Annotated in this window: 8 protein-coding genes; 7 read left to right on the forward strand and 1 reads right to left on the reverse strand. The window is 63.3% G+C overall.

Annotated elements, in window-relative coordinates:
- The first annotated feature begins 1 nt into the window (after position 1).
- The 7 genes from ACL9RI_RS00095 (at position 2) to ACL9RI_RS00125 (ending at position 9,534) form a co-directional block, all read left to right on the forward strand.
- Positions 2 to 1,126, forward strand: coding sequence for an ABC transporter permease (locus ACL9RI_RS00095; protein ID WP_422724592.1), 1,125 nt, complete (start codon positions 2 to 4; stop codon positions 1,124 to 1,126).
- A gap of 133 nt (positions 1,127 to 1,259) precedes the next feature.
- Positions 1,260 to 3,461 (forward strand): DUF3141 domain-containing protein, encoded by a 2,202-nt coding sequence (locus ACL9RI_RS00100; RefSeq protein ID WP_422725149.1) that lies wholly within the window; start codon positions 1,260 to 1,262, stop codon positions 3,459 to 3,461.
- Between the two features lie 9 nt (positions 3,462 to 3,470).
- Positions 3,471 to 4,886 carry a bifunctional enoyl-CoA hydratase/phosphate acetyltransferase gene (locus ACL9RI_RS00105; protein ID WP_422724593.1) on the forward strand — a complete coding sequence of 472 codons (1,416 nt, stop codon included), beginning with the start codon at positions 3,471 to 3,473 and terminating at the stop codon, positions 4,884 to 4,886.
- A complete protein-coding gene (locus ACL9RI_RS00110) occupies positions 4,883 to 6,082 on the forward strand; it encodes an acetate/propionate family kinase (protein WP_422724594.1) in 1,200 nt (399 codons plus the stop codon). Before ACL9RI_RS00105 ends, ACL9RI_RS00110 begins: the two co-directional genes overlap by 4 nt.
- Before the next feature lie 194 nt (positions 6,083 to 6,276).
- The gene (locus ACL9RI_RS00115) at positions 6,277 to 6,753 is read left to right on the forward strand and encodes a hypothetical protein (protein ID WP_422724595.1); all 477 of its coding nucleotides are present in this window, start codon (positions 6,277 to 6,279) and stop codon (positions 6,751 to 6,753) included.
- A 172-nt stretch (positions 6,754 to 6,925) separates the two neighbouring features.
- Positions 6,926 to 9,181, forward strand: a complete 2,256-nt coding sequence (locus tag ACL9RI_RS00120) for a M43 family zinc metalloprotease (protein WP_422724596.1) — start codon at positions 6,926 to 6,928, stop codon at positions 9,179 to 9,181.
- A 23-nt stretch (positions 9,182 to 9,204) separates the two neighbouring features.
- The gene (locus ACL9RI_RS00125; protein WP_422724597.1) at positions 9,205 to 9,534 is read left to right on the forward strand and encodes a hypothetical protein; all 330 of its coding nucleotides are present in this window, start codon (positions 9,205 to 9,207) and stop codon (positions 9,532 to 9,534) included.
- 69 nt (positions 9,535 to 9,603) lie between these two features.
- Here the strand turns inward: ACL9RI_RS00125 and parC are convergent, their stop codons facing one another.
- The gene (parC, locus tag ACL9RI_RS00130; RefSeq protein ID WP_422724598.1) at positions 9,604 to 11,958 is read right to left on the reverse strand and encodes a DNA topoisomerase IV subunit A; all 2,355 of its coding nucleotides are present in this window, start codon (positions 11,956 to 11,958) and stop codon (positions 9,604 to 9,606) included.
- Positions 11,959 to 11,970 lie beyond the last annotated feature (12 nt).

The following is an 11,970-nucleotide window of genomic DNA, read 5'->3' on the forward strand; positions in this document are numbered from 1 at the left end:
TTTGAGACACCTTGAAAATATCTATCGTCTGGGCGTAAAGGAAATCTGGAGCCTGATCCGCGATCCGATGATGCTGATCCTGATCGCCTACACCTTTACGCTGGCGATCTACGTGGCCGCCACGGCCAAGCCGGAAACTTTGCACATGGCGGCGATTGCCATCGTCGATGAAGATGGCTCCCCCCTGTCGGCGCGCATCGCCTCGGCCTTCTTTCCGCCGCAGTTCACGCAGCCGGCCATGATCAGCCAGGGCGAAGTCGACGCCGGTCTCGATGCGGGCCGCTACACCTTCGTGCTGACGATCCCGTCGAAACTGCAGGCCGACGTGCTGGCCGGGCGCCAGACCAAATTGCAGCTGAATGTGGACGCCACGCGCATGAGCCAGGCTTTCAGCGGCAGCGGCTATATCCAGCAGATCGTCGCCGGCGAAGTGGCGGAATTTTCAAAGCGCTACCGGGCCACTACGGCATTGCCGGTGGACCTGGTGATGCGCGCGCGCTTCAATCCGTCGCTGAGCCAGGCCTGGTTTGGCTCGCTGATGGAAATCATCAACCAGGTGACGATGCTGTCCATCATCCTGACGGGTGCGGCCCTGATACGCGAGCGCGAACACGGCACCATCGAGCATTTGCTGGTGATGCCGGTCACGCCGGCCGAAATCATGCTGGCCAAGGTCTGGTCGATGGGGCTGGTGGTGCTGATCGCCGCCGCGCTGTCGCTGAACCTGGTGGTGCGCGGCTTGCTGCATGTGCCGATCGAAGGCTCGATAGCCTTGTTCCTGTGCGGCGCTGCATTGCACCTGTTTGCCACCACCTCGATGGGCATCTTTTTAGCCACCCTGGCGCGCAGCATGCCGCAATTCGGCATGCTGCTGATCCTGGTGCTGCTGCCGCTGCAGATGCTGTCGGGCGGCAGCACGCCGCGCGAAAGCATGCCGGAACTGGTGCAGAACATCATGCTGATCGCGCCCACCACGCACTTCGTCGAACTGAGCCAGGCGATTTTGTACCGGGGCGCGGGCATTGCGGTGGTGTGGAAGCCGTTCCTGGCCCTGCTGGTGATCGGCACGGCCCTGTTTTCTTTTGCGCTGGCCCGTTTCAGGAAGACCATCAGCCAGATGGCCTGATAGGTAACCCTCATGTGATTCTGTCGCCGGCGCAGGCCGGCAGCACTCTGTAAGTAGACATCTGCAAAAAAGGATAGCCATGACGAACAACACTGCAGCACCTTTTTCCACCGGCGGCTTGCCGTCCCTGGGCATGCTGGGCGACTATGCGCGCGATTCGTGGCAGCGCATCGTGCTGTACGCGGACGTGATGCGCCGGCGTGGCAACCAGTACCAGGAGCACATGGCTGAAAAAGTGCCGAACGTGCTCGATTTCCCCGCCGAAGTGGTGATGACGGGGCTGGAGCTGGAGCGCCCGGTCAACTATGGCCTGGTGCGCATCCTGACGCCCGATGCGCCCGATCCCCTGCCATCGAAACGGCCTTTCGTGGTCGTCGATCCGCGCGCGGGCCATGGCCCCGGCATCGGCGGCTTCAAGGCCGAAAGCGAGATCGGCGTGGCCCTGCGCGCCGGCCATCCCTGCTATTTCATCGGCTTCCTGCCCAATCCCGTGCCAGGCCAGACGGTGGAAGACGTGATGCATGCGGAAGCGATTTTCCTGGAAAAGGTCATCGCCCTGCATCCCGACAGCGAAGGCAAGCCTGTCGTCATCGGCAATTGCCAGGCCGGCTGGCAGATCCTGATGACGGCGGCCATGCGCCCGGAACTGTTCGGCCCCATCATCGTGGCCGGTGCGCCCGTGTCGTACTGGGCCGGCTGGCATGGCCGCAATCCGATGCGCTATTCGGGTGGCTTGATGGGCGGCAGCTGGGCCACGGCGATGGCGGGCGACCTGGGCAATGGATTGTTCGACGGCGCCAGCCTGGTGCAGAACTTCGAAAAACTCAATCCGGCCAATACCCTGTGGACCAAGCAGTACAACCTGTACGCAAACATCGACACGGAAGCGCCGCGCTACCTGGAATTTGAAAAATACTGGGGCGGCCATGTATTCCTGAACGCTGTCGAAATGCAGTACATCGTCGACAATCTGTTTATCGGCAACCGCCTGGCCACGGCGGAACTGATCACCTCCGAAGGCGTGCGCCTGGACTTGCGCAATATCCGCTCGCCCATCGTCGTATTCTGCTCGAAAGGCGACAACATCACGCCGCCGCCGCAGGCGCTGGGCTGGATCACGGACCTGTACCGCGACGACAATGACGTGCTGCTGCATGACCAGACCATCGTGTATGCGGTGCATGACAGCGTGGGCCACCTGGGCATCTTCGTGTCCGGCAAGGTGGGGCACAAGGAACACCAGAAATTCGCCAGCAATATCGACCTGATCAACCTGCTGCCAGCCGGGATCTATCAGGCACTGATCGTTGAAAAGACGCCCGACACGCCGAACGCCGACCTGGCCAGCGGCGATTATGTGTTGTCGGTCGAGCGCCGCAGCATCGATGACGTGCGTGCCATCGTGCAGCCATCGGTGGAAAACGACCGCAAGTTCGCCACTGCCGCCCGCGTGTCGGAAGTCAATCTGTCGCTGTACCGCAGTTTCGTGCAGCCGTGGGTGCGTGCCGTGGTCACGCCGCAATCGGCGCGCTGGCTGCAACTGATGCATCCGCTGCGCATATCGTACGAGCGCTGGACGGACCGTAATCCGCTGGCCGCGCTGGTGGCCAAAGAGGCGGAAAAAGTGCGCGAACATCGCCAGCCGGCCTCGCCCGACAATCCGTTGCTGGCCATGCAGGCGGCGTTTTCCGGCGCCATGACTGCGGGCTTGAACAGCTGGCGCGACTGGCGCGACACGGTGCAGGAACAGACCTTCGACCTGATCTACGGTTCGCCGCTGCTGCAGGCGCTGGCAGGCCAGGGGCCTGATGTCACGCCGCGGCCGCACCCCAGCGTCTCGCCCGAACACCTGGAATACGTGCGCTGCGAAACCCGGCATATGGACGATGACGTGAATCAGGGCGCGCTGGCCGAAGCGGGCGTGCGCGCGCTGTTTTATATCTACCGCTTCCGCATGATCGCCGATGAACGCCGGGTCAACCTGGCCCTGAAACTGATACAGCCGCAGTACACGGGCGGGCTGGGCATGGAGACTTTCCGCCGCACCGTGCGCCAGCAGTCGCGCCTGATGCTGCATGACTTCGACGGCGCCATGGCGGCTTTGCCGCTGTTGTTGTCGCGCGCCAAACCGGACGCCATCCGCGCGCTGGCCGAGTGGCTGCAGCAAGTGCTGCTGGTGCCCGACGCGCCCACGCCAGACGAAGAAGCCAGCCTGCAGCAGATGCTGGACGTATTCGAACGGGCAGCCAGTGCGCAAGCGGGTGAAAAAGCCGCTGCAGCGGCCACCGCATCCAAACCGAAAACCAAACCTGTCAAAAATAGCAGTCCAGCCTAGAAGGTTCACATGATTAACAGTAAAGACGATGATTTGCATGTCGTGCGCAACCGCACTTTCGAACAGATCGCCCTGGGCGACAGCGCCAGCATCGTGCGCACCCTGAGCGCCGACGACATTGCCCTGTTCGCGGTGATGTCGGGTGATGACAACCCGCAGCACCTGGACCCGGAATTTGCCGCGTCCAGCCGCTACCAGGGCGTGATCGCGCACGGCATGTGGGGCGCGGCCCTGATTTCAGCCGTGCTGGGCACGCGCCTGCCCGGCGCCGGCACCGTGTATGCGGGCCAGACCCTGCGCTTCCTGCAGCCCGTGCGCGTGGGCGACACGCTCGATATCCGCGTCACCGTGACGGCGCTGGAACCGCTCAATCGCCATGTGATCCTGGCTTGCCGCTGCGTCAACCAGCACGGCGCCGTGGTGCTCGATGGCGAGGCCGAAGTGATTGCGCCGGCCGAACAGATCGAACGGGCGCGCGCCACCTTGCCCGAAGTGCGGCTGCATAACGGCGACGGCACGCGCCGCCTGCTCGAACATGCGCGCACCCTGGGGCCGATCAAGGTGGCCGTGGTCCATCCTTGCGATGAACTGAGCCTCTCGGGCGCGCTCGACGCGCATGCTGCAGGTTTGATCACGCCCGTGCTGGTGGCGCCCCGGGCGCGGCTGGAAGCGGTGGCGGCAGCAGCCGGGCTGTCGCTGGAAGGCATCGCCATCGAAGACGTCGAGCATAGCCATGCGGCGGCCGCGCGCGGGGCCGAACTGGCGGGCAAGGGCGAAGTGGAAGCGCTGATGAAAGGCAGCCTGCATACCGATGAACTGATGTCGGCCATCCTGGCGGCCAGCGCCGGGCTGCGCACCAAGCGCAGGGTCAGCCATTGCTTTTTGATGCAGACGCCCGCCTATCCGCGTCCATTCATCATCACCGACGCTGCCGTCAATATCGCACCGACCCTGGACATCAAGGCCGATATCGTGCGCAACGCCATCGACCTGGCGCACGTGATCGGGGTGGCGCAGCCGAGGGTCGCCATCCTGGCCGCCGTGGAAACGGTGAATCCGACCATGCCGGCCACGGTCGATGCGGCAGCCCTGTGCAAGATGGCCGACCGCGGCCAGATCACGGGCGCAATCCTGGACGGTCCGCTGGCGTTTGACAACGCCGTTTCGATTGCGGCCGCCACGGTGAAGGGCATCGTCTCGGAAGTGGCGGGGCGCGCCGATATCTTGCTGGTGCCGGACCTGGAAAGCGGCAATATGCTGGCCAAGCAGCTCGAATACATGGGTGACGCCAACAGCGCCGGCATCGTGCTGGGCGCGAAAATACCGGTCATTCTCACCAGCCGCGCCGATTCGCGCGCCAGCCGCATCGCGTCGTGCGCGCTGGCCGTGATGCTGGCCCATCATTACAGGAGCACGCCACCATGAGCACGACAGAAAACGCCCTGATCCTGGTGCTCAATTGCGGCTCGTCCAGCATCAAGTTTGCCCTGTTCGAAGCCAGCGGCCGCACCGTGCCGCAGCAGCCGGAATGGAGCGGCAAGGTGGAAGGCATCGGCCGCGAAAGCGCCACCTTCCGCGCTGGCGGCCAGCCGCCGCAAGCCTTGCAGCTGGACCCGCAGCTGCCGCATCACGCGGCGCTGGAATTTATCCGCGAGCAGGTGCTGGTCCAGCTGGCCGGGCGCACCTTGAAGGCCGTGGCGCACAGGGTGGTGCACGGTGGCAGCAAGTATTTCGCTCCTGTGCGCATCGATTTCGCCGTGCTGGCCGACCTGAAAAGTTTTATCCCGCTCGCGCCCCTGCATCAGCCTTTCGCGCTGGAAGCGATCGAAGTGCTGCTGACATCGCGGCCCGATATCGCCCAGGTGGCGTGCTTCGACACGGCCTTCCACCATACGGTGCCGCAGGTGGAGCAGATGCTGGCCTTGCCCTACGATGCGTGGGAGCGGGGCTTGCGCCGCTATGGTTTTCACGGCCTGTCGTACGAATACCAGTCGCTGGTGCTGGAGCAGCGCTTCGGTCCTGTTGCGCGCGGCAAGGTGATCGTGGCCCACCTGGGCAGCGGCGCCAGCCTGTGCGCGATGGAGGGACTGCGCAGCGTGGGCACGACCATGGGTTTTTCCGCGCTCGATGGCCTGATGATGGGCACGCGCTGCGGCGCGCTCGATCCGGGCGCCGTGATTTACCTGATGGAGATCGAGAAGCTGTCGCTGGAAAAAGTGGCGCATGTGCTGTACCACGAATCGGGCTTGCTGGGCGTCTCAGGCGTGTCGGCCGACCCGCCCGTGCTGCTGGCGCAGGAAGGCCGTCAGGATGCGACGGGCGAGCGCATACGCGCGGCGCTGGCCCTGTATGTGCGCCGCATCGTGCGTGAAATCGGCGCGCTGACAGCGGTATTGAAAGGACTGGACCTGCTGGTGTTTACGGCCGGTATCGGCGAGCACAGTGCAGAACTGCGCCGGCGCATCTGCGCGGAGCTGGGTTTTGTTGGCCCCGTGCTCGATAGCGCCGCCAATGCAGGCAACGCCAGCGTGATTTCCAGCGCGGACAGCCGCATCGTGGTGGGCGTGGAGCCGGCCAATGAAGAGTGGGTGGCCGCCCGGCACGCGGCGCTGGCTGTCTGAATGGCACAGGGGAAATTGCTCAACTGAACATATTTCCCCCTTGCGTGGGCTAACGCACAGTGTGGTTTTGCTTCTTGCTCTACGATGTAGTCATGCCATCGCCGGACGTGAAAACGACAGCGGTGCCAGGCAAACTTTGAACATTTTGCCCGCCTTTGGTAAGAATAATTTTAACGACATTGAAAGGTCACATCATGAACAAATTACTCGCCGCCCTGATCGCCACCCTGTTTGCCACTGCTGCTTTTGCACAAACGGCGCCCGCCACCGAAGCCGTCGCGAAAGCCCAGGCTTCCGCGCAAAAAGACGTCAACAAGGCTGCCGCTTCGGAAGCCAAGGTCGATGCCAATGCTGACGCAGACGTCGCCAAGGCACAAGCCAAGGCCAACGAAAAGAAAGCCGACGCCCACCACAAGGCTGCTAAAACCAAGGCCAAGGCCCACGACAAGGTCGTGAAAGCCGATCCTGAAGACCAGGCCAAGGAAGCCGCCAAGGCCGAGAAAACCGCTGCCAAGGCTGATGCCAAGGCCGGCAAGGCTTCCGTGAAAGCGGATGCCAAGGTCGCAAAAGAAAAAGTCGATGCGAATGCCGACAAGGCTCTCGCCGCCACCAAGACGGAAGAAGCCAAGGCCAAGGCCGAAGCCGACATCAAGGCGGCCGCCGCCAAGTAAGCGCGTATTCGTACGCGCAGGCTGCGGCCTGCAATCCCAAAGACAGCTACGGCTGTCTTTTTTTTCGTCCGGTGCTTTCACTGTTCTCCGCTAGACAGTGTTGATGTGCCTCAAACGCTCCTGTTTTCTGCATGCCATAGTGAATTGGCAGGCAGACTGAAAGGGAGACGTCATGAATATCAACAAAACGAAAAAAGCACCGGCCGGCGGTTCTGGCGACCGGCAAACGATAGCTGATATGCCCATCGAGGGTGATCTGAACGCTGGCGTTGAAGAACGTCTGGGCGTGTCGTACGCCGACCAGGCAGCCGGCCATGCCGGTGGCATGCCCGGTACGGCGCCGGATATGGGTTCCAGTTGCATGAACACGGGTAATGGCAGCGGCATGGGCGGCGCAGGCGGTGGCGCCGGCATGGGGGGCGGTGGCGGCGATGGAGGCAATGGCCAGGGAGGCGGCACGCCGCAGGTACGCACCTGCGCCACCATGACGGTGTATCGCCGCCTGCTGAACGAAGACCCGGCCTATGCGCGCGTGCGCGACGAGATCGAAAACCTGGCCGGCCTGTATGAGGGCGACCAAGGGCTTGCTGCCCGTTCTGGCGTGACCACCATACCGGTGGTGGTGCACGTGGTGTGGAATACGGCGGCGCAGAATATCTCGGATGCGCAGGTGGCCAGCCAGATCGATGTACTGAACCGCGACTACCGGCATGCCAACACGGATGTGGCCAATACGCCGGCCCCCTTCTTGCCGTTGACGGCCGACGCGCGCGTGGAATTCGCGCTGGCCATGGTCGATCCCCATGGCGCGGCCACCAGCGGCATCGAGCGGCGCCAGACCAGCGTCACCTCGTTTGGCGCCGATGACGCCGTCAAGTCGCAAGCGACAGGCGGCATGAATGCCTGGCCGGCCGATACCTACCTCAATATCTGGGTCTGCCAGTTGGGCGGCGGCTTGCTCGGTTATGCGCAGTTTCCCGGTGGCCCGGCCGCCACCGACGGCGTGGTGATATTGCAGTCGGCCTTCGGCACCATCGGCACGGCGGCGCCGCCTTTCCACCTGGGCCGCACGGCCACGCATGAAGTGGGGCACTGGCTGAACCTGAACCATATCTGGGGCGACGATGGCACTGGCTGCACGGGTACCGACAACGTGGCCGATACGCCCAACCAGGGCGGCGCGAACACGGGTACGCCTTCGTTCCCGCATGTATCCTGCAATAACGGGCCGAATGGCGACATGTTCATGAATTACATGGATTACGTGGATGACCCGGCCATGTTCATGTTCACGGCCGGCCAGGTGGCGCGCATGCAGGCTTGCCTCGATGGCCCGCGCGCCAGCATCGGCACGGCGGCAGGCGGCGGTACCGGCGTTACGCCGCGCCAGAGCTCATCGCCCGTGGTCGCCTGGGGCGCCAATCGCCTCGACGTCTTCGTGGTGGGTACCGACAGCGCGCTGTATCACAAGGCCTGGAATGGCACGGCGTGGGCGCCGTCCGTCACCGGCTATGAAGCGCAGGGCGGCATCGTGACCAGCGCGCCGCAAGCGGTGTCGTGGGGACTGAACCGGCTCGATGTGTTCGTCACGGGCAGCGATAGCGGCTTGTATCACAAATGGTGGAATGGCTCGGCCTGGGGGCCATCGCTGACCGGTTATGAAGCGCTGGGCGGCTTGTGTCTGGGCGATCCGCGCGCCGTGGCCTGGGGACCGAACCGCCTCGACGTGTTTGTCGTCGGCACGGACCGCGCCCTGTATCACAAGTGGTGGAATGGCTCGGCCTGGGGACCGTCGGTGACCGGCTACGAAGCGATGGGCGGCATCTGCCTGGGTCAGCCCGAAGCGGTGGCGTGGGGACCGAACCGCCTCGACGTGTTTGTCATCGGCACGGATCGCGCCCTGTATCACAAGTGGTGGGATGGCACGGCCTGGGGACCATCGCTGACGGGCTATGAACGGCTGGGAGGTATCTGCACTTCGTCGCCGAAGGTCGTGGCCTGGGGGGCGAACCGGCTTGACGTGTTTGTCACGGGCACCGATGGCGCGCTGTACCACAAGTGGTGGGATGGCGCGAAATGGGGGCCATCGGTCGATGGCTACGAGCGCCTGGGCGGCATCTGCGTGGGTGAAGTGGAAGCCGTGTCGTGGGCGGCCAACCGGCTCGACCTGTTCGTCATCGGCACCGATAGCGCGCTGTATCACAAGGCGTGGAACGGCACGGCCTGGTCGCCCTCGCTGACGGGCTTTGAAAACCTCGGCGGTATTTGCACATCGCGCCCGCGCGCCACGGCCTGGGCCGCAAATCGCCTGGACGTATTCGTCAGGGGCACGAACGGCGCGCTGTTCCACAAGGCGTGGAATGGCACGGCATGGTCGCCGTCCGTGAGCGGCTATGAAAACCTGGGCGGCGTAATATCGTGTTTTTAAGCGAAGGAGACGGCATGCACGGCATGACAAGAGTACTGCCCAGCGGCAGCTGGACGCATTCGTTCGAGGAAGATGGCGCCGGTATCGAGGTGTACCGGCCCACGGCCACGTTTGTCTTCCCACCCAGCCGCAAGGGGCGCAAGGTGCTTGATTTCGACGCTGCCGCCAACGGTGCCGGAATGCTGACTAGCATGGTGCCCGGTCCCGATGACCGGCCCCGTGCGGGGCCAGCTACCGCGCTGATCCCCTTGGGCATGAACCGTTATGCCTTGGCTGGCACGCCAGAGGCGCCGCAAGAGGTGATTGAAATTGTCGAAGCGGCGACCGATATCCTCAGGCTGGCGCGGCATTGAAAGAGCCTGGCCTTGATGGCGGCAGGCGAAAAAAAAGACAGGCGAGCCTGTCTTTTTTCAGTGATGAGACTAGCCTATCGCCGTCATTTTCTGCGGTTTCAGCTTGGATGCCAATGGCTTGCCTTTCTTCGCGCGCTTGCCGAAGTGCTCGGCGAGAGCGGTAGCACCCAGCGTGACATCTTGCGGTTTCGCTCCCCGGCCGATGCCCGACACCACCACGCCGCGCTGGGTGATCGGCTGCACTGCCAGCAATTTGTCCTTGCCTTCCAGTTCCATCAGCTTGACGCCGGTGCCACCCTTGGACAGGGTTTTCATTTCATCGAGGCCGAACACCAGCAGGCGTGCGCTGTCAGTGACGCAAGCCAGGGCGCTGGCCGCATCAGGAATCACTTTTGGTTCGAGCGGCAGGTCGCCGTCGTCCAGGGTGATGAACGATTTCCCGCCCTTCAAACGGCTGGCCATATCGGCCGCCTTGGCGATGAAGCCATAGCCGGCGTTGGAGGCCAGCATCAGGTTGGTGGCGCCATTGCCCGCGAAGTAATGCAGGATGCGGATGGCGTTGCCGGGCGTGCCGCCGCTCAGGTCGACCAGGGTCGTGATCGGCACGCCATCGCCGCGCGCGTTGGGTAGCGCCGAGACGGGTACCGAGTATATCTTGCCGTTGTTGCCGAAGCCCAGCAGGGTGTCGACCGTGCGGCATTCGAAGGCGCCGTGCAGGGAATCGCCCGCCTTGAAGGTGAATTGCGCCGCATCGTGGCCGATGCCGGTACGCGCGCGCACCCAGCCTTTTTCCGAAATGATCACGGTCACCGGTTCATCGACGACTTTTTGTTCGGCGACGGCTTTTTGCGCTTCCTCAATCAGGGTGCGGCGCGCATCGCCGAACTGTTTTGCATCGGCTTCGATTTCGCGGATGATGGCGCGCTTCATCGAGCCCGGGTTGTCGAGCAGGTCTTGCAGGGTCTTTTCTTCCTTGCGTAATTCGGCCAGCTCTTGCTGGATCTTGATGGTTTCCAGGCGCGCCAGCTGGCGCAAGCGGATTTCCAGGATGTCGTCGGCCTGGCGTTCGGACAAGTTGAATGCTTCGATCAGGGCCGCTTTCGGCTCATCCGAATTGCGGATGATGTGGATCACCTTGTCGATATTGAGCAGGATGGCTTCGCGGCCTTCCAGGATATGGATGCGGTCCCTGACCTTGCCCAGTTTGTAGCCGGTACGGCGCGTCACCGTTTCGAAGCGGAAATCGATCCACTCGCGCAGGATGTCGCCCAGGCCCTTCTGGCGCGGACGGCCATCGCCGCCTATCATCACCAGGTTGATCGAGGTCGATGATTCCAGCGAAGTATGCGCCAGCAGCATCAGCATGAATTCGTTCTGGTCCTGGTTCTTCGATTTCGGCTCGAACACCAGGCGCACCGGCGCAGCGCGGCCCGATTCGTCGCGGATGGTGTCGAGCGAATTGAGGATCAGCGCCTTCAGGGCCACCTGTTCCGGCGACAACGCCTTTTTGCCCAGTTTAATTTTCGGATTGGTCAGCTCTTCGATTTCCTCGAGCACTTTTTGCGACGAGGTACCCGGTGGCAGTTCCGTCACCACGGCTTGCCACTGGCCGCGCGCCAGCTCTTCGATCTTCCAGCGCGCGCGCACCTTCATGCTGCCACGGCCGCTCGCATACATGTCCTGGATTTGCGATGGCGGGGTGATGATCTGGCCGCCGCCCGGGAAATCGGGGCCAGGCATGATGGCCATCAGTTCGGCGTGCGTGATCTTGGGATCGCGGATCATGGCGACAGCCGCCTTGGCCACTTCCGTCAGGTTGTGCGACGGGATTTCCGTCGCCAGGCCGACGGCGATACCGGAAGCGCCATTGAGCAGCACCATCGGCAGACGTGCCGGCAGCAGCTTTGGTTCTTCCGTCGAACCGTCGTAGTTGGGCTGGAAATCCACCGTGCCCATGCCGATTTCATCCATCAGCAATTTGGCGATCGGGGTCAGACGCGCTTCCGTGTAGCGCATCGCCGCCGCGCCGTCGCCGTCGCGCGAGCCGAAGTTACCCTGGCCATCGATCAGCGGATAACGCAGCGAGAAGTCTTGCGCCATGCGCACCAGCGCGTCGTACACGGACTGGTCGCCGTGCGGATGCAGCTTGCCCAGCACGTCGCCGACCACCGCCGCCGATTTGCGCGGCTTCGCCGTGGCATTCAATCCCAGCTCATTCATCGCATACAGGATGCGGCGCTGCACCGGCTTCTGGCCGTCGCAGACGTCGGGCAGGGCGCGGCCCTTGACCACCGAGATGGCGTAATCGAGATAGGCGCGCTCGGCGAAAGTAGAGAGGGTCAGCGCTTCGCCATCGAACACCGGTTCATCCGGCTCGATGGGCTCAGGCTGGGCATCGTCAAATAAATTGGTTTGTGTGGACATGGTGCGGGTTTC

The sequence above is a fragment of the Janthinobacterium sp. Mn2066 genome, assembly GCF_049319705.1.
Taxonomy (GTDB): Bacteria; Pseudomonadota; Gammaproteobacteria; order Burkholderiales; family Burkholderiaceae_D; genus Janthinobacterium.